The 18,759-nt window shown below is 57.7% G+C and carries 17 protein-coding genes; 9 read left to right on the plus strand and 8 right to left on the minus strand.

Translation table 11 applies throughout. The features are described 5' to 3' along the window. Window positions 1-195: 195 nt before the first annotated feature. Window positions 196-1,137 carry a D-2-hydroxyacid dehydrogenase gene (locus tag FHW04_RS20670; protein WP_031377556.1) on the plus strand — a complete coding sequence of 314 codons (942 nt, stop codon included), beginning with the start codon at window positions 196-198 and terminating at the stop codon, window positions 1,135-1,137. A 1-nt stretch (window position 1,138) separates the two neighbouring features. On the opposite strand, the gene glsB is transcribed toward FHW04_RS20670, so the two are convergent. The 4 genes from glsB to FHW04_RS20690 form a co-directional block, all read right to left on the minus strand. Further along, window positions 1,139-2,059 carry a glutaminase B gene (gene glsB, locus FHW04_RS20675; RefSeq protein WP_031377555.1) on the minus strand — a complete coding sequence of 307 codons (921 nt, stop codon included), beginning with the start codon at window positions 2,057-2,059 and terminating at the stop codon, window positions 1,139-1,141. A 102-nt stretch (window positions 2,060-2,161) separates the two neighbouring features. Further along, entirely contained in the window at window positions 2,162-3,361 is a 1,200-nt protein-coding gene (locus FHW04_RS20680; RefSeq protein WP_089562310.1) for a CynX/NimT family MFS transporter, read from the minus strand. A 196-nt stretch (window positions 3,362-3,557) separates the two neighbouring features. Further along, window positions 3,558-3,728 carry a hypothetical protein gene (locus FHW04_RS20685; RefSeq protein ID WP_162836823.1) on the minus strand — a complete coding sequence of 57 codons (171 nt, stop codon included), beginning with the start codon at window positions 3,726-3,728 and terminating at the stop codon, window positions 3,558-3,560. 105 nt (window positions 3,729-3,833) lie between these two features. After that, on the minus strand, window positions 3,834-4,007 hold the full coding sequence (locus tag FHW04_RS20690) for a GhoT/OrtT family toxin (protein ID WP_089562311.1): 174 nt from the start codon (window positions 4,005-4,007) through the stop codon (window positions 3,834-3,836). A 524-nt stretch (window positions 4,008-4,531) separates the two neighbouring features. On the opposite strand from FHW04_RS20690, the gene FHW04_RS20695 reads away from it, so the two are divergent. Continuing rightward, the gene (locus FHW04_RS20695) at window positions 4,532-6,175 is read left to right on the plus strand and encodes a dihydroxyacetone kinase subunit DhaK (RefSeq protein WP_031377554.1); all 1,644 of its coding nucleotides are present in this window, start codon (window positions 4,532-4,534) and stop codon (window positions 6,173-6,175) included. 14 nt (window positions 6,176-6,189) lie between these two features. On the opposite strand, the gene FHW04_RS20700 is transcribed toward FHW04_RS20695, so the two are convergent. Then, window positions 6,190-7,068, minus strand: coding sequence for a LysR family transcriptional regulator (locus FHW04_RS20700; protein WP_069729146.1), 879 nt, complete (start codon window positions 7,066-7,068; stop codon window positions 6,190-6,192). 241 nt (window positions 7,069-7,309) lie between these two features. Here FHW04_RS20700 and FHW04_RS20705 point away from each other — a divergent pair, with 241 nt between their 5' ends. Then, window positions 7,310-7,858, plus strand: coding sequence for a YbhB/YbcL family Raf kinase inhibitor-like protein (locus tag FHW04_RS20705; protein ID WP_089562286.1), 549 nt, complete (start codon window positions 7,310-7,312; stop codon window positions 7,856-7,858). Window positions 7,859-7,911: 53 nt separating this feature from the next. Here FHW04_RS20705 and FHW04_RS20710 read toward each other — a convergent pair whose 3' ends face one another. Then, window positions 7,912-8,784, minus strand: coding sequence for an alpha/beta fold hydrolase (locus tag FHW04_RS20710; protein ID WP_046289297.1), 873 nt, complete (start codon window positions 8,782-8,784; stop codon window positions 7,912-7,914). Between the two features lie 177 nt (window positions 8,785-8,961). On the opposite strand from FHW04_RS20710, the gene FHW04_RS20715 reads away from it, so the two are divergent. Then, window positions 8,962-9,555, plus strand: coding sequence for a CGNR zinc finger domain-containing protein (locus tag FHW04_RS20715; protein ID WP_089562287.1), 594 nt, complete (start codon window positions 8,962-8,964; stop codon window positions 9,553-9,555). Between the two features lie 48 nt (window positions 9,556-9,603). Here FHW04_RS20715 and proP read toward each other — a convergent pair whose 3' ends face one another. Continuing rightward, on the minus strand, window positions 9,604-11,070 hold the full coding sequence (gene proP / locus FHW04_RS20720; protein ID WP_089562288.1) for a glycine betaine/L-proline transporter ProP: 1,467 nt from the start codon (window positions 11,068-11,070) through the stop codon (window positions 9,604-9,606). Between the two features lie 314 nt (window positions 11,071-11,384). Next, window positions 11,385-12,563: an aminotransferase class I/II-fold pyridoxal phosphate-dependent enzyme gene (locus tag FHW04_RS20725; protein ID WP_089562289.1), complete on the minus strand. Its 1,179-nt coding sequence runs from the start codon at window positions 12,561-12,563 to the stop codon at window positions 11,385-11,387. 218 nt (window positions 12,564-12,781) lie between these two features. On the opposite strand from FHW04_RS20725, the gene FHW04_RS20730 reads away from it, so the two are divergent. The 5 genes from FHW04_RS20730 (at window position 12,782) to FHW04_RS20750 (ending at window position 18,753) form a co-directional block, all read left to right on the plus strand. After that, entirely contained in the window at window positions 12,782-13,594 is an 813-nt protein-coding gene (locus FHW04_RS20730) for a MetQ/NlpA family ABC transporter substrate-binding protein (RefSeq protein WP_046289300.1), read from the plus strand. Next, complete coding sequence (locus FHW04_RS20735; protein ID WP_031377549.1) at window positions 13,591-14,616, plus strand: methionine ABC transporter ATP-binding protein; 1,026 nt, start codon at window positions 13,591-13,593, stop codon at window positions 14,614-14,616. The genes FHW04_RS20730 and FHW04_RS20735 overlap by 4 nt, the downstream gene beginning before the upstream one ends. Then, entirely contained in the window at window positions 14,609-15,277 is a 669-nt protein-coding gene (locus FHW04_RS20740) for a methionine ABC transporter permease (protein ID WP_031377548.1), read from the plus strand. Before FHW04_RS20735 ends, FHW04_RS20740 begins: the two co-directional genes overlap by 8 nt. 3 nt (window positions 15,278-15,280) lie before the next feature. Then, complete coding sequence (locus FHW04_RS20745) at window positions 15,281-17,596, plus strand: molybdopterin-dependent oxidoreductase (RefSeq protein WP_179420103.1); 2,316 nt, start codon at window positions 15,281-15,283, stop codon at window positions 17,594-17,596. A 134-nt stretch (window positions 17,597-17,730) separates the two neighbouring features. Then, window positions 17,731-18,753, plus strand: coding sequence for an isopenicillin N synthase family dioxygenase (locus FHW04_RS20750; protein WP_069729150.1), 1,023 nt, complete (start codon window positions 17,731-17,733; stop codon window positions 18,751-18,753). Window positions 18,754-18,759: the final 6 nt, after the last annotated feature.

Genomic DNA, 18,759 nt, shown 5'->3' on the forward strand with positions numbered 1-18,759 from the left:
GGCAGTGTAACGCGAAGGGGATAAAAGGGTTAAAGAAAGTGGCATAAATTCTGAAAAAATTCGCACAGTTTGAACATATTCACTTTAATTCTGCTGTCATTTAACCTGTTTGTTACTCTGGAAATACATAAGGCTAACATTGTTGCGCGCCAGAAGTGGGTCGGCTGCGTTTATTGCTGTCAAAAAGGATGAAAAATGAAAATTGTAATGCTGGATGGGGCTACGTTACCGGTTCCGTTGCCTGCGCTGCCGGGCTGCACAGACTGGCAGGTGCGGGAACAGACGGCGGAAGACGCCATCGTAAGCGCGCTGAAAGACGCCACCGTAGCGATCACCAATAAAGTGCCCCTGCGGGCGGCCACGCTTGAGCAACTACCGGCGCTGCGCTTTATCTGTGTTGCCGCAACCGGCTACGACTGTATCGATCTGGATGCCTGTCGGGCGCGTGGCATTGTGGTGAGCAACGTACCGGGTTATTCAACCCAGAGCGTGTCGGAAGGGGTCATTGCCGCGATTTTTGCCCTGCGGCGTCAGCTACCCGATTACGCCAGCACGACCCGGGCGGCGTGGCCAGAAGCGCAACATTTTTGCCTTCATCGTCAGCCGATTCAGGATATTGGCGGTGCGACGCTGGGTATTGTCGGCAAAGGCGATATTGGTCAGGCGGTAGCAAAACTGGCGCAGGCGTTAGGCATGAAGGTGCAGTATGCCGAGCGCAAAGGCAGCACGACGCTGCGTGACGGCTACGTCAGTTTTGAGCAGATGCTGGCCAGCAGCGATATCATCTCGCTGCATTGTCCCCTGAGTGAGCAGACCCGACAGATGATTGACCGCGAGGCGCTGAGTAAAATGAAGCCGCAGGCGCTGTTGATCAATACCGCACGCGGCGGGCTGATTCATGAAGCGGATCTCGCTATGGCGTTGCAGCAGGGCCAGATCGGCGGGGCAGCGCTCGACGTCCTGAGCAGCGAACCCCCGGCCGTCGACAATCCGCTGCTGCAACCCGGCCTGGCGAATCTGCTGCTCACGCCGCATATCGCCTGGGCCAGTCAGAGTGGGGTGCATAATCTGATCGAGGGCATTACCGCTAATCTCACTGCCTTTCGCCACGGCCAGCCGATCAATGTGGTGAGCTGACTCAGAAAATTGAGCGGCCCAGTTTATCGGTCAGACACTCCAGCGCGGCGGTTCCGGCCAGTGAATTACCCGCGCTGTCCAGCCCCGGCGACCAGACCGCAATGCTCATTTCGCCGGGGATCACCGCAATAATCCCACCGCCAACCCCCGACTTGGCGGGCATCCCGACGCGCCAGGCAAACTCACCCGCACCGTCATACATGCCGCTGGTGATCATCAGCGCGTTAATCTGCCGCGCCTGACGCGGCGTAATCATCCGGCTGCCATCCAGCGTCAGCCCCTGGTTCGCCAGATAGACGAAACTGCGCGCCAGCTCAATACAGTTCATCGACAGCGAGCAGTAGTGGAAATAGGTCTGCATCACGCTGGTGACGTCGTTATCAAAGTTGCCAAACGATTTCATCAGCCAGGCGATGGCGGCGTTGCGGGCGGAATGCTCAAACTCAGAACGGGCGACGTGGCGGTCATAATTGATATCGGGCTGCTGACTGAGCTGACGCACAATCTCCAGCATCCGCTGACGCGGGGCGGTCAGGCGCGTTTCCAGCAGGTCGCAAATCACCAGCGCACCGGCGTTGATAAACGGATTACGCGGCTTGCCCTGTTCCAGCTCCAGCTGCACCAGCGAGTTAAACGGCTGACCCGAAGGTTCTTTGCCGACCCGCTGCCAGATTTCACTGTCGTCATAGCGGGTCAGCGCCACCGTCAGCGACAGGGCTTTGGAGATCGACTGGATCGAAAAGCGCGTTTCGGCATCGCCCGCCTGATACAACGTGCCGTCGCGCAGACAGACGGCAATGCCTAAATGATCGGCGGCGACTTCCGCCAGCGCCGGAATGTAATCGGCTACTTTTCCCTGATGCACCAGAGGACGTACCTGGTCCAGCACCTCCTGCAGCAGCTCATTACTCAGTTCGGACACGCACGCTTCTCCCGTCAATGAAAACTGGCCGGATGATGCGTGTCAGCGGCCAGTGAATCAAGGCTAATTTAATGCCATTGTGAGCCATGCAGAACCGCAGAGTCAGCTGATGGGCTTTGACTGCGCGGCCAGCGGTGCCAGCAGCATCTGCAGCAGGCTCAGTCCGGTCAGCACCGTGAACGGTAAGGTCCAGTTACCGCTGTAATCATGCAGCACGCCAAAAAACAGCGGGCCGAGCGCCGCCAGCGCATAACCGACACACTGAGCCATCCCCGATAACTGAGAGGCCTGACGATGGTTGCTGGCCCGCAGATTAAACAACGACAGGCAAAGTACCAGCGAGGCACCTGCGCCCAGACCGGCCAGCGTCAGCCATGCGAACGCCGCCTGCGGCAACATCAGCAGGCCAAGCATGCCGAGGAAAATGGCGCCAGAGGCGATAAAGGCGGTCAGCCGGGCATCTTTCACCCGCTTCAGCGCCACCATACAGCCGAGGTTGGCGACGATCGCTATCGCCTGATACCAGAACAGCAACCAGCCAGCGGTCGCCTGACTAAAGCCACTGGCCTGGGCATACAGCGTGAACCAGTCAATCAGGGTATAGAATGCCAGCGATTGCAGCGCCATGAACAGCGCAATCTGCCAGCCGCCGGGCGACCGCCAGGGATGACGATGCGCGACCGTCTCTGACGAGGTCGGCAGCGTGGTGACGTGACGGCGTAACAGTGGCAGCCAGGCAATCAGCGCTATCAGCCCCGGCAGCGCCCAGACCACCAGCGACAGACGCCAGCCCGCCGGTGACAGCTGGCTGAGCGGCACCGCAACGCCTGAGGCCAGGCTGGCGGTAATCGACATCGTGGCGGCATAGAGACCGATATATTTGGCGGTCTGGGCGGTGAAGTCGCGCTTTATCAGCGGCGGAAGCAGCACATTGGCCGCTGCGATGCCGGCACTCAGCAGCAGGGTTCCGCCCCATAACGCCGCTTCGGCAGGTAGCCAGCGCAGCAGCGAGCCCAGGGTAATCAGGCACAACGCGCCCCACAGGCTGCGCTCCAGCCCGATCCGATTGCCCAGCCAGGCTGCCAGCGGTGCCAGCAGGGCAAACAGCATCAGCGGAATGAAGTTAAACAGGCCCGCCTGACCGGCACTGAGGCCGAACGTCAGGCGGATATCCTGCAGTACCGGGCCAACGGCGGTGATCGGTGCGCGCAGGTTGGCTGCGGTAAGCAGCAGTACAAACAGAAAAAAAGCGGTGCCAGAAAACCGCGAATGAGATTTTGCAGGATGTTGAACAGGGGTCATCAGAATGATCATCACAGGCAGCAGTGCTGCGGGGGCGTTGGTTGACGTTAACGCTTACGCATCAGATTTGATGTCTGGGCGTTACTCTACTGACCACGCTGTGAAGTGTAAAGCCTTGTTATCAATTCATATTTGCGCCGTCACGCTTTAAGCCACCTGCAGGCTATTGTGACGCAGCAGGTGGCGGCGTAGCGCTTCAGTGAAATTCAGGTTCCGGGAAGTGGCCGCAGTCGTTTTGACTGGGATTGGTACCGGGCGGGCAGGTTTGCTGGCGGGTTTCACCGGCAGGAACCGGTTTTTCGCTGCCCCACGGTGAGCTGCAGGCAGTTAAGGCAGTAACCACAATGATCAGGCTGAGAAAACGCATATCCGCTCCTTGTTGGGATTATCATGAGCAAACAAACGTCGGTGGCCACGTTTAGCCGGCCAGAGGCGTATTACCTGAGTGTGGTGGGAAAGGCGAAATTGTCAATTAAAACAGGGCAAACATCAGTGCGACCGGGAAACTCATCGGCCAGGTAGCGCCGACTAACAATGCACTCAGCAGCTTAATGCTCAGCTTATCTTTAGCAATAAAGAAGGTGATCAGCGTAGCGACCAATGCAACAACGGCATAAAAAATTAGCATACCCTGGTACAGTGTCATTGATATCTCCGCGGCGTCATTAAGGTTTTCGCTGCGCATGATGCGGATTTTTGTGATCCAGATCAAGTCGAACGCTGTTAAAAATCTAAAGTAACTGCATGCTGTAGCTGATGTTTTGTGGGTGGACGTAGGCGTGATTAATGGGCGATTTCAGCCTGAAACCGGCAGGGATAAAAGCAGCTCAGGCGTTGCGGGCAGCGGTTGATCACCCTGCTGGTGCCCTGGCGAAACAGCAGGTCCGGCTAAACCGCGCGGAGCAATAATATACCCTTTCACTGCCTGCATCATGCGGCAGTCATGTTGCAGTCACCGTACCCTGCAGTTCCGCCGGCCAGCTTCATGCCAGTGCCGGAATCGTCCAGTGCGCCAGTCTGTGTAATCTGTAACCTCACTCGATGCAGGCCGGGCGGTTGACAGCCGAACTGTCTGATTTCTGTCTGTCAGAGGTCGAAATTCCCCACAGCGCCGATTGCTGTGCAACACTTCCTGATGAGCAAACTGACCCATTCAGAAGAGGAAAAACCATGACCCGGTTCGTAATGAACAAAAAGGATGACCTTGTCGACAGCGCGCTGGATGGCATGATCTATGCCAGTCCGTGGGAAAATCTGGTGCGGCTGGCGGTAGCGCCACGCATCCGTATAGTGATGCGTAAGGACTGGAAAAAGCAGCAGGTCGCGCTGATTTCCGGCGGCGGATCGGGCCATGAGCCAGCGCACGTCGGGTTTATCGGTAAAGGTATGCTGACGGCAGCGGTCTGCGGCGATGTATTTGCCTCGCCCAGCGTCGATGCGGTTTATAACGCCATCATTAATCTCACCGGAGAGGCGGGCTGTCTGTTAATCGTCAAAAATTACACCGGTGATCGGCTCAACTTTGGTCTGGCGGCGGAGAAAGCGCGCAAGGCCGGCTTTAAGGTCAATATGGTCATTGTGGGCGATGATGTCGCGCTGCCGGAGAATCCGCAGCCGCGCGGCGTGGCCGGTACGCTGCTGGTGCACAAAGTAGCGGGTTTTGTCGCCGAACGCGGTGACGATCTGGCGGCGGTGACCGGGGCGGCTGAATCGGCCAGCCAGGCGATCTCAACCATGGGCGTCGCGCTGTCGAGCTGTCATCTGCCTGATGAGCAGACGGCACAGCGGGTGCCGGAAGGCAGCGTCGAAATGGGGCTGGGTATCCACGGTGAACCGGGCGTGGACGTGCTGAAAACCCAGAACAGCGAGCAAATCGTCCAGCATCTGCTGGAAAAAGTGATGCAGAAGGGCGATGCGCAGCAGCCACGGGCGCTGCTGGTGAACAATCTGGGCGGCATGTCGGCGCTGGAGATGAGTCTGGTGACCCGCGATCTGATCGCCTCGCCGCTGAGCCAGCAGGTCAACTATCTGATCGGGCCTGCACCGCTGATGACGGCACTGGATATGAAAGGTTTCTCGGTGACCAGCATGATCCTGACCCCGCTGTTTGAACAGGCGATTTGCGCGCCGGTCGAAGTCACCGGCTGGGTTAACGCCGTCAGGCTGAGCGCGTTGCAGCCGGTGACAGCCAAAAAGCAGGTGACGGAACATCCGGCCACGCCGTCGGAAAACCCGGCGGTCGCCCGCATAGTGAATATTCTGTGCGAAACCCTGATCGCCTGTGAAAGTGAGCTGAACCAGCTGGATGCGCAGGTGGGCGATGGTGATACCGGATCGACTTTCGCCGCCGGTGCCCGTCAGATCCAGCGCGAATGTGCCGACAACCAGCTACCGCTCAACGCGTTACCCGATCTGCTGGCGGTCACCGGTGAACGTCTGGCGACGGTGATGGGCGGTTCCAGCGGCGTGCTGATGGCGATCTTCTTTACTGCCGCCGCGCAGCAACTGGCCGCGGGCGAGGCGCTGCCCTCCGCCCTGCAACAGGGACTGGAAAAAATGAAGCAGTATGGCGGCGCGCAGCTGGGCGATCGTACCCTGATCGATGCGCTGCAACCGGCTATCGAGGCGATGGTTGCCGGCAAATCACTGGCGGAGGTGGCGGAAGCGGCGCAGCAGGGCAGTGAAGCCACTGCCAGCATGGGTCAGGCCAAAGCGGGACGGTCCTCCTATCTCAACAGCGATAACCTCAACGGCGTGCCCGATCCGGGTGCGGTGGCGGTGGCGCGGGTGTTTGCCGCTCTGAGTAACGGTTAACGCGACAGGCGCGGTTAAGTAAGTAATCGCGCCTGTAAAAAGGCCAGAAACTGACGGTTTACTTCGCTGCGCTGACGGTGCTGCGGGTAAACCGCATTCAGCGCTAGCGATGGCGGATGAAAAGAGTCCAGCACCGTCACCAGTTCACCACGCTGCAGCGCCGGACCGACAATAAATTCCGGCAGCAGCACCAGCCCCAGGCCCGCCAGCGCCGCGTCACGTAATACTTCACCGTTATTGCTCACCATCGGTCCCTGTACCGCCAGCAGTTTTCGTTTGCCGCTGACCTGCAACTCCCAGCCATTCTGACCTTCACGGCCATAGCGCAGACAGGCATGTTGCAGCAATTCGTCCGGCTGTTGTGGCGTTCCGGCCCGGGCTAAATAGGCCGGGCTGCCACAAATGACCCGTTTCAGTTCGCCTAACGGACGGGCAATCAGCGTGGAGTCGGCCAGCGCGCCGATGCGGATCGCCATATCCACCCCTTCGCCAATCACATCGACATAGCGATCGGCCAGTTCAATCTGGAACTGCAGCGCCGGATGCTGACTGAGAAACTCGGCGATCAGCGGCGAAAGATGATTCATACCGAATGACATCGGCAGGTTGATACGAAAACTGCCGCGCAGGATCTGACGCTGTTCCGATACCGCCAGCTCCGCTTCCTGAATGTCATCGAGAATGCGCTGGGCGTGCTGAGCAAACAGCGAACCGGCATCGGTCACCGACAGTTTGCGGGTGTTGCGAACCAGCAGTCGTGCGCCAAGCGACGCTTCCAGCGCGGCCATCCGACGGCTTACATACTGCTTCGATAACATCAACTGGTCAGCCGCGGCGGTAAAATTACCGGCATGAATGACGGCGACATAAATCCGGAGGTCTTCGATCTGCATAAGGTCTGCTTTCTGGTGACCCTGCTGCGCACGGTCACTGATGAGGGATCATAAGCGTTAACTTATAACGATTAACGCGTCAAAGGACAACGTAGCGCTGAGGCGAGCAGTTATTCGGGTAGATAGCGGGTTAAAAACCGTTAAATCGTGCAAAACAGTTATATTTAACAGGCAGCATTCGGCAGCAGACCGTTAATCTGCCGCAATTTAACCTGATAATGACCCTGTAAAGGAGTGGCTGGTGAAGAAATTACTCTGTGCAATGATGCTGGCGACACTGCCTGCAACCACCCTGGCAGCATCCGTGTTTACCCTGCAATCCAGCGACTTCAGCGATAATGCGCTACTGGATAAAAAATTTGCCGGTGCTAATAAAAGTAATCCGGCCTGCACCGGCGAAAATATCTCACCGCAACTTTACTGGTCTGCCTTACCCGCCGGCACCCGCAGTCTGGCGCTGCTGATCACCGATCCGGTCGGTGCCAAAGGGCTGGGGGTGACGCATATGGTGGCGTATAACATCGCACCGACGCGCAGCGCCTTTGCGCAGGGCGAGCTGACGCAGGGCAAAGGCTATACCGGCGGCAAAAACACCCCCGGCACCGCTCACTATTATGGGCCGTGTCCACCGGCTGGCAGCGGTCTGCACCACTACAATTTTGTGTTGATCGCTACCGATCTGCCGGCGGGGCAGTTAAAAGCGGGATTAACCCAGACGGAATTGTTGAGCCAGCTCAAGGGACACGCGCTGGGCGCGGCCAGTACCGTGGGTCGTTTCAGTAATGAATAATCCGGCGTGAAGCTGTTCCCGCAGGCGTATCAGCCCTGCGGGAACAGCGGCGGTCACACGGCGCTGAACATCTCGCGGATGCGCTGAGCGATGTAAGCCGTATGGGTTTCCAGCGCAAAATGGCCGCTCTCCAGCATCTCAACCACTGCCTGCGGATTATCCCGTTGCCAGGCCGCCGCGCCAGGCGGAATGAAAAACGGATCGTGCTTGCCCCATATCACCAGCGTGGGCGGCTGCTGCTGACGGAAGAAGGCCTGAAAGGCGGGATAGAGTTTCAGGTTACTGGCGTAATCCAGAAACAGCGCCAGCTGAATCGCTTTATTGCCGGGGCGATCCATCAACAGTGTGTCGAGGGTATAGCTCTCCGGTGCGATCAGCTGAGGATCGCTGACGCCATGCAAATATTGCCACTTAATGCCTTCCGGCGTCAGGATGGCGTCGCGGATCACCTTGCCATTTGCTTCACTCGGATTGTCCCAGTAAGCCCGCACCGGTGCCCAGGCGTCACCCAATCCCTCAAGATAAGCATTGCCGTTTTGTGAAATCAGCCCACTGACGCGTTCCGGATAGGCCAGCGCCAGTCGCAGCCCGGCAGGCGCACCGTAATCGAACACATACATCGCATACCGTTCCAGCCCCAGAGCATCCACCAGGGCAGTCAGCGTCTGGCCGAAGGCATCAAAGGTCCATTGATAATTGCGTTCCGCAGGAACGTCGGTAAAGCCGAAGCCGGGCAAATCAGGGGCGATAATGTGGAATTTATCGGCCAGCAGTGGAATCAAATCGCGGAACTGATGGGAGGAAGTGGGGAAGCCGTGCAGCAACAACAGGACAGGCAACGCGGGATCACCCGCTTCACGATAAAAAATATTAACGCCGTCGGCCTGCTGATAACGGTATGAGATCGGGTGCGGTTGAATCGACATAGTCTGCTCCTGTAACTGTTAAAATGGATTTTAGTGGTTACCTGAAGATCATTATGCGCCAGTTATGTAACCAGTAAAGACATATTTAAGAGGTTACAAAAAGCCATGGTAACTGTTCAAAGGTGATTTTATCGGTTACATTAAGCGCAGATAAGGGTGTCGGCACAGGACAAAAAGATGGCGAACAAACAATCAATCAACCCGCAGGGCCCGTGGTTTCTGGCCGATCATCCGGCGCTGGATTTCATCAATACGCTGGCGTTAGTTGACGGCCAGCCGCACGATTTCTGGCAAACCGATGGCGATGTTGAGGCGTGGCTACAGCAGGCCAGGCTGGCACCGGATACGCCCCACGGCCGCTATGAAGTGGGCGCGCTGTTGCAGGCGGCGCGGCAGTTACGGCAGATTATTCGTGATGCGGTGCAGCAGCGTAAAGCGGGCGCTGCCGTTGATCCGCAGGCGCTCAATGCTTATCTCAGCGAGGCGGACAGCCATCTGCAGCTGGTTAATGACGATAACGGTGCGCTACAACTGCGGCGGGTCTATGCGGATCACACTGCGGCGCAGCGGCTGGGGCAGGTCGCGGAACAGGCCGCGATGTTGCTGACCGGGGAAGAGATGAGCCGGATACGCGCCTGCGAACATCCGGCCTGTATCCTGTGGTTTTACGATCGTACCAAAGCGCATCGTCGTCGCTGGTGTAGCATGGCGCTGTGCGGAAACCGGGCTAAAGTGGCGCGGTTCAGGCAGCTGAATCCGGCGGGAAAGTAACGGACGGCAGATAAAAAAACACCCTGCAAAAGCAGGGTGTGAGCCAAGTTATTTAGCCGGTGCCGCTGTGGGCTTAGAGCGTTTACGCAGCTTATCAATCAGGCGCTGCGCTTCCGCTTTGGTTGCCACTGCGGGTGACGAACCGGTCAGCGGCTGGCGGGCGGTTTCATGCACCGTGAGGATAGTAATCAGACCAATCACGCCGGCACCCATCATGTAATAAGCGGGCATCATGTTGTTTTTGGTGGTATCCACCAGCCAGGCGGTGATCAGCGGCGTGGTGCCACCGAACAGCGAGACTGACAGGTTGAAACCGATCGCCAGTGCGCTATAGCGAATGTCAGTGGTAAACAGCGCTGGCAGGGTAGAGGGCATAGTGCCGCTAAAGCAGGTGTGCAGCACGCCCAGAATCAGCAGTCCGCCGAATACCGCCCACATATTGCCGGAACCGATCAGCATAAAGCTGGGGATCGCCAGCAGAATCAGACCGACCGCGCCAAAACCAATCACCGGACGACGTCCGATGCGGTCCGTCCAGCGACCCCACAGCAGCGTCAGCGGCATCATCACAAACATCGCCACCATCACCAGCAGCAGGCCGCTCAGTTCAGGCAGGCCCAGCACGCCGGTCAGATAGCTCGGCATGTAGGAGGTCAGCATGTAGTTGGAGACGTTAAACAGCAGCACCAGGCCAATACATTTCAGCATCGGTGCGCGGTATTTGCTCAGCATCTGCATCAGCGTCAGACGCGGCTTGCTCTGCTCCAGCGCCTCCTGTTTTTCCATGTGCTGCTGGAATGCCGGCGTCTCTTCCAGTTTCAGACGGACATACAGCCCGAACAGGCCGAGTGGCGCGGCGATAAAGAACGGTACGCGCCAGCCCCATGACATCATCGCGTCATTCGACATCAGGGTCGTCATCACCGTCACCAGGCTGGCGCCTAGCAGGTAACCGCCGATGGTGCCAAACTCAAGGAAGCTGCCCATAAAGCCACGGCGTTTATCGGTGGAGTATTCGGCGATAAAGGTTGCCGCACCGCCATATTCACCGCCGGTGGAGAAGCCCTGAATCAGACGCGCCACCAGCAACAGGATCGGAGCCATGATCCCTATCGACGAATACGCCGGGATCAGCCCGATACAGAAGGTGCCGATCGACATCATAATCATGGTCATCGCCAGCACTTTTTGTCGGCCGATTCGGTCGCCAAGCGGACCGAACACCAGACCCCCAATCGGGCGCACCAGGAAGGCGGCAGCAAAGGTACCAAAGGTCGCGATCAGCTGAACCGCGTTATTGGCATCCGGAAAGAAAACTTTGCCGATAATCACGGCGAGATAGCTGTACACGCCAAAATCAAACCACTCCATCGCATTACCCAGCGCGGCAGCGCCAACGGCACGCTTCAGCATGTCGTTATCGATCACGGTAATGTCATCAACAGTCAGCTCTTTTTGCTTCCTGTTCCAGAAGTGCTTCTTTGGATGTTCAGACGATGAGTTTCTGGTGTCCATATTCTCCTCAAGTGCTTCAATGAAGGAGTCTTATAGCTTTCGCAGCCGCAAAATAATGTTCAGAAGAAACCGTGGAAATGAAAGCTATAAGAAGCCGAATAATATTTAAGTGAAGCGGCAAGTAACCGCAGCCGCCAAACCTTAGACCATTATTGTAAGTTATTGCAAGTTTTCGGGGGAAATAACCGCAATTCTTGACAAATGCAGCACGCTGCGCTTGTTCATCGGTTCTTACGCTTATCAATATTTTGTTACCTGATTGGAGAATTTATTATCAGAATGGCTGGCGCTGATTATTATTATTGCGGCTCGCGTCAGCCAAATAATTTCAGCGCTGCGATGCGATCGAGGGCACGCATAATTAAATCCGTCTCTGCCGTCAGGCTGATGCGAATATAGTGCTGACCTGCCGGGCCAAATCCTTCGCCAGGCGCAACCAGCAGATGCGCCTGCTCCAGTAGCAGGGCGGCAAACTGCTTGCCGGTCAAGCCTGGCGGGGCCGCCAGCCAGAGGAAAAAGGTGCCCTGCGCGGCGCGTACCGGCCAGTGCAGGGCGGCCAGTTTAGCCAGCACCTGCACCCGCCGCTGATGCCAGCATTCGGTCAGCTGCGCGATCTGTTCAGACGGCAGTCCCAGTGCGGTGATGGCCGCATCCTGCACTGCGCCAAATACCGTGCTGTAACTGTGGGTGTGCAGCTTTTTAAACGCCGCAATAATCGAGGCATTCCCGACCGCAAAGCCGACCCGCCAGCCCGCCATCAGAAAGCTTTTCGACAGGGTATAAACTTCCACTCCCCAGGCTTTGGCGTCGGGTTGGGCCAGCAGGCTGATCGGCTGCTCGCTGCGCTGACTGCCGACGGTGGCATAGGCGAAGTCGTGCACCAGCGGAACGTGATGCTGGCGGGCGAACGCCAGCGCATCAGCAAACAGGTCGGGCGTCGCCAGCGCACCGGTCGGGTTATGTGGATAATTAAGCAGCAGCAGTCCGGCACGGGCCGCTATCTGAGGCGGAATGCGGCTGAAATCGGGCAGAAAAGCGTTGCGTTCCTCCAGCGGAATGCCATAAAAGTCGGCATTCGCCTGGCGCGCCGCAGAGCGATAAAGTGGATAGCAGGGATCGGTTGAAATCAGCACCTGGCCCGGATTCAGCAGGGCGCGCGGCAGGCCGGTGACCGCAATGTGCGCCCCCTGAAATACCGCGACTTCGCTTTCAGCATCGAGCGTCACGCCATACTGGCGCTGATAAAAGGCGGCAATAGCCTGGCGCAGCGCCGGTTTGCCCCAGAAAGAGGGATATTCATGATTATCAGGCTGCGTCACTGCCGTCTGCAGTGAGTCAATTATCGCGGGCGGCGTCGGCTGACGCGGGCTGCCTGACGAGAGATCGATTAACGGCAGGCGCGGATCATCCACCTGCGCTGCCTGCTTTTCTAACCGGCTGAAAAGGTTTTCCTCCAGCCCTGCTACCAGTTCTGATGCTGCAAACTCCGCCATAATGTCCCCGAAAATCGCCTGCTAAGCGGCAGAGCATGACACAGCCGGGTGATCAATATTTAGCAGAAATAACGCTATCGATTGCCGTTAAATGAATTTCCAGCAGGCAACTATCGTTAGCATAAAAAAGCCAAAGCGACGGGCGGATTTTAACTATTCCTGGTTATCGCGGCTGTGATTAAATCGATTTTTCTCACAATAATGAAGAAGGTTTTTTTATGCGCATCAGTGTTAAGGGAACGCTTTATTTACTGGCCGCCGCCGTAACGTTAATTTCTGCCGCCCAGGCAGCCGAAGAGAAAGTGATTCGGATTGGCTTTAATCCCGGACCGTATAAAGAGCAGTTTGAACAGGGTGTCGCGCCCTGGTTAATTAAGCAGGGATATAAAATCGAATATAAAGATTTCAGCGATGGTATTCAGGTTAATGACGCGGTACACCGAGGGTCGATTGACGCCAATATCATGCAGCATCCGGTCTATCTCAAATCGGTGAATGACCGGCTCGGCATAGATAACGTCGGCATTGTTCAGGTGCCGACTCCGCCGATGGGGCTCTATTCTGAACGGGTTAAACAGCTGCCAACCCCGACGCCGGGCACCACCGTCTCGGTGCCTAATCAGCCCTCTAATGAATATCGCGCGGCGCTGCTGTTGCAGAGCATCGGCTGGCTGAAGATCAGCCCTGACAGTGACGCAGCGACCTTTTCACAGAAAAATATCAGCGACAATCCGTATAAAATCGTGCTGAAAGAGATGGACAACGCGCAGCAGGTACGCGCACTGCCAGACGTCGATTTTGGCGTGATTCAGGGAAATTTCGCCGTATCAAGCGGCATGAAACTGAGTTCAGCGCTGAAGCTGGAAGCGCCGACCAGCCAGTTTATTAACGTGGTGACGGTAGCCGGTAAAAATAAACAGGCGGCGTTTGCCCGCGATATTATTGCCGGTTATCACTCCCCGGAATTCAGGCAGTATATTGTCAGCCAGCCAAAATATAGCGGCTATCTGCTGCCAGACTATTTCAAATGAGTCAACCGGCTATTGTCTTCCGCCAGCTGAGCAAAACGTTCTCGCGCAATGGCGTTGAGGTTCGGGCACTGGATAACATCAACCTGACCATTAATCAGGGGGATATTTTTGGCGTCATTGGCACCAGCGGTGCGGGAAAAAGTACCCTGCTGCGAATGATTAATCATCTGGAAACGCCGACCGTGGGCACGGTTGAGGTGCAGGGTGAAGCGCTGCAGGGCATCAGTAAATCGCGCTTAATCCAGGTTAAAAAGCAGATCGGCATGATCTTCCAGCATTTCAATTTACTGAATGCCAGAACGGTGTTTCACAATGTGGCTATCCCGCTGATTTTACAGGGACGGGATAAGGCTTTTATTCGCGCACGGGTCGACGAGCTGCTGGCGTTCGTCAACCTGAGTGACAAAGCCCACAGCTACCCGGATGAACTCTCCGGCGGCCAGAAGCAGCGCGTCGGGATTGCTCGCGCGCTGGCAACCAACCCGGCGATCCTGCTGTGTGACGAAGCCACCTCAGCGCTGGACCCGCAGACCACGGTTCAGATCCTGTTGCTGTTACAGGAGATCAACCAGCGTTACGGCATCACTATCGTTCTGATTACCCATGAAATGTCGGTGGTGCAGAAGATTTGCAACAGGGTGGCGGTGATGGCGCAGGGCCAGATTGCTGAACAGGGCGACGTGCTGGCGGTGTTTGCCGATCCGCAACAGCCGGTCAGCGCCAGTTTCGTGCAGTCAGTGATCCACGATCGTCTGCCACAGCAGACGCTGGCGCTGCTGAGCCAGCAGCCGAACCTGCAGTCGCTGCGGCTGGAGTTTGTCGGCAGCACCGCCCAGCAGCCGATTATTCATCGCCTGATCCGGCACTACGCGGTGGAGGTCAACATCCTGTTCGCCAATATGTCCGAAGTGCAGAGCACCATCCTCGGCTTCATGATCGTGCAGCTCAGCGGGGAACCGGCGCAGATCGCGGCGGCGAAGGATTTTCTGACGGAAACAGGAGTGAAAATCAGCCATGTCTGATCTGTTTGAAACGGCGGTGACCGGCGACCAGTTTCTGATCGCCTTGCAGGACACTCTGGTGATGGTCAGCGTATCGCTGGGGTTTGGCGCGCTGCTCGGCCTGCCGCTCGGCGTGATTCTGGTGATTTGCCGTCCCGGTGGCATCATGCCGCACCGGCTGGTGCATCAGATACTGAATCCGCTGGTGAACATTATCCGTTCGCTGCCGTTCATTATCCTGCTGATTACTATTCTGCCGCTGACGCGCCTGCTGGTGAATACCACCATCGGCACGGCCGGGGCGATCGTGCCGCTGGTGATTTTTATTGCGCCCTATATTTCGCGGCTGGTGGAGAGCGCGCTGCTGGAGGTGGATGAGGGCATTCTTGAATCCGCCAACGCCATGGGGGCCACCACGTTGCAGACCATCTGGTACTTCATGCTGCCGGAAGCCGCCTCGTCGCTGGTGCTTGCCCTGACCACCGCCACCATCGGATTGCTGGGTGCTACCGCTATGGCCGGAACGGTCGGCGGCGGCGGGATCGGGGATCTGGCCATCACCTACGGCTATCAGCGCTTTGATGCCTTTGCCACCATCACCACCGCGCTGGTGCTGATCGTTATCGTTCAGCTGTTACAAACCCTGGGGACGCGCCTGTCGCGTCGTATTCGCCGCGAGTAGCCGATGAAAAACAATGATTTAGCTGTGATGCACTGGGGCACCTATCACGTCACCACCGAACAGGGACGGCTGACGGCGGTCAGACCGGTGGCGTGGGATCGTAATCCTTCTTTGATCGGCCAGTCACTGCCGGAGGCGGTACAAGGCAACAGCCGGGTAAAATATCCGGCGGTGCGGCTGGGTTATCTGCAGGGCAAGCCCGCGTCGCGCCAGTCGCGCGGCAAAGAGCCGTTTGTTGAGGTGAGCTGGGATCACGCGCTGCGGCTGGTGGCGGACGAGCTGGCACGGGTACGACAGCAGCACGGCAATCAGGCGATTTACGCCGGGTCATATGGCTGGTCGAGCGCCGGACGTTTTCATCATGCGCAGAGTCAGCTGCATCGCTTTTTTAACGGCTTTGGTGGCTATACCGCCAGTTCCAACACTTACAGTATTGCCGCCGGTGAACGCACCTCGCCGCATATCCTCGGCGATCTGGACACTCTGCAACGTCAGCACACTCACTGGCCGGTGCTGGCGCAGCACTGTGAGCTGTTTGTGGCCATCGGCGGGCTGCCACTGCGTAATGCTCAGGTGAATGGCGGCGGAGCCAACGATCACGCGCTGGCGCACTGGCTGACCACGTTGCGCCGCAACGGCACCCGCTTTATCAATATCAGCCCGGTCAGAAACGATCTGTCGGCGGTAGCGGATGCGGAATGGCTGGCGATTCAGCCGGGTTCCGATACCGCCCTGTTGCTGGCGATAGGTCAGGTATTGATTGCCGAATCCCGTTACGACGCCCGCTTTGTTGCCCGCTGCACGGTGGGATTCGATCACTATGCCGCTTATCTGAGCGGCGCGCGGGATGGAGTGGTCAAATCGCCGGAATGGGCCGCGCCGCTGACCGGCCTGCCGGCGGCGCAGATCCGCCAGCTGGCACGGCAGATGGCGGAATGCAAAACAATGATCAATATTGCCTGGTCGGTGCAGCGTGCGCGGCAGGGCGAACAGGCTTTCTGGGCGGCGGTGGCCACTGCCGCGCTGCTGGGTCAGATTGGCACGCCGGGGGGCGGGCTGGGTTTTGGCTATGCTTCGACCAATCTGGCGGGGGCAGCACGGCGTCAGTTTTCCGGTCCGCGACTACCTGCCGGTCACAATCCGGTGCAGCAGAACATTCCGGTGGCGCGTATTGCTGACATGCTGCTGAACCCCGGCGGCGGTTACGCGTTTGATGGCCAGCAGCGGACCTATCCCGATATCCGCCTGGTCTACTGGGCGGGCGGCAACGTTTTCCATCACCATCAGGACCTGAATAAGCTGGTGCGCGCCTGGCAACAGCCAGAGACCATTATCGTGCATGAGCAGTTCTGGACCGCGCAGGCAAAGTTCGCCGATATTGTGTTGCCCGCCACCACCGCGCTGGAGCGCGAAGATATCGGCAGCGCCAGCAATGACGGTTTTATCATCGCCATGCCGCAGCATCTGGCACCGCTGGCGGCATCGCAGTCTGACTATGCGATTTTTGCCGCCCTGGCGCAGCGGCTTGGCTTTGCTGACCGCTTCACCGAAGGACGCGATGAACGGCAATGGTTAGCGGCAATCTACGATCAGGCCCGACCCCGCGCCGCAGAGCAGGGCATCACGCTGCCCGACTTCGAGACGTTCTGGGCGAGCGGCAAGCTGGAATATCCGTTACCTGACACGCCGCAGGTGCTGTTGCAGGCGTTTCGTGACGATCCTGAAGCGGCACCGCTAACCACCCCGTCAGGCCGGATTGAGCTGTTTTCGCAGACGGTCGCCGATTACGGTTACGCCGAAGCGCCGGGTTTCGCCTGGTGGGACCCGGATGAATATCAGGCGCAGCAGCAGGAGAAGCAGCAGTGGCCGTTGCATCTGCTCTCCAGCCAGCCGCGTACCCGACTGCACAGTCAGTACGATCATGGCCGCATTAGCCAGCAGACTAAGATTGCCGGACGCGAGCCGCTGTGGATGCATCCGGATGACGCCAGCCCGCGCGGCATTGGCGAAAACAGCATCGTGAAGGTGTTTAATGCGCGCGGAGCGGTGCTGGCGGGCGTCCATCTGACGCGGGATATCCGGCCTGGTGTCGTGCAGATGTCGACCGGCGCCTGGTATGACCCGCTGGAGCAGGACGGCGAGCTGCCGCTGGATAAACACGGCAATCCCAACGTGCTGACCCGCGATTGTGGCAGTTCACGGCTGGGGCAGGGATGCAGTGCCCAGACCTGCTTTGTCGATATCGCGCTTTATAGCCAGCGACTGCCTGCTATTACCGCCTGGCAGCCGCCGGAGTTTGTTCACTGGCCGGCAGAATAATCGTTGAAAATTGAGCGGCTTAAGAATAATCGGGATATTCCCGCCGACTGAATATCGATAGCAGGATTAGTTGGTAGTTAAACACCCGGTGAACTGGCAAGGTTAATTCATTCCATGCCAACAGGGTGTCAATAATGAGTAAGATAGCGCCGTCAGAATTACCGATAATTGATTTCGCGTTATTGTCCGGTAATAAACAGCAGCAACAACAGTGTCTGGAAAAATTAGGCCAGGCAGCACGTGATGTCGGCTTCTTTTATTTAATTAATCACGGTATTGATGCTGAATTATTAAATGCGGTACAGCGCGTTGCCCGGGATTTTTTTGCGCTGCCCGAGCAGGAAAAATTATCGGTACAAATGGCCAACTCGCCCCATTTCCGCGGCTATAACCTTGCCGGTGTGGAAATTACCCGGAGCCAGCCTGACTTCCGCGAACAGTTTGATATTGGTGCAGAACGCGAAGCTCTGCCGGTGACCGCCGATTCACCCGCCTGGCAGCGGATGCAGGGACCCAATCAGTGGCCCGCCGCGCAGCCCGAGCTGCAAACGGTGGTGACCCGCTGGCAGCAGGAGATGACCGCGGTTGCGCTGGAGCTGCTGCGGGCCTTTGCCGAGGCGCTGGATCTGCCGCGTCACGCCTTCGACAATCTGTATGGCGACTACCCCAACGAGCATATCAAGCTGATCCGCTATCCCGGCCGCACCGATGGCGAGTCACGCCAGGGCGTGGGTGCGCATAAAGATTCCGGTTTCCTGACGCTGCTGTTGCAGGACGACCAGCCGGGATTGCAGGTTGAGGTCACGCCTGACCACTGGATTGACGCATCGCCGTTGCCAGGCGCTTTTGTGGTGAATATCGGTGAACTGCTGGAGCTGGCCACCAACGGCTATCTGCGTGCCACCGTACATCGGGTGGTGTCGCCTCAGCAGTCCAGCGAGCGGTTATCGATCGCCTTCTTCCTCGGTGCACAGCTTGATGCGGTGGTGCCGGTCTATCAGCTGCCGCCTTCACTGGCGCAACAGGCGCAGGGACCGAGCAGCGATCCGCTTAATCCGCTGTTACGTGAGGTCGGCTGGAACTACCTCAAAGGGCGCTTACGTTCCCATCCTGAAGTCGCGCAGCGTTTCTATCCCGAACAACTTCAACACTCCTAATCCTAA

Source organism: Pantoea sp. AN62 (assembly GCF_050432985.1).
Classification (GTDB): Bacteria; Pseudomonadota; Gammaproteobacteria; order Enterobacterales; family Enterobacteriaceae; genus Pantoea; species Pantoea brenneri.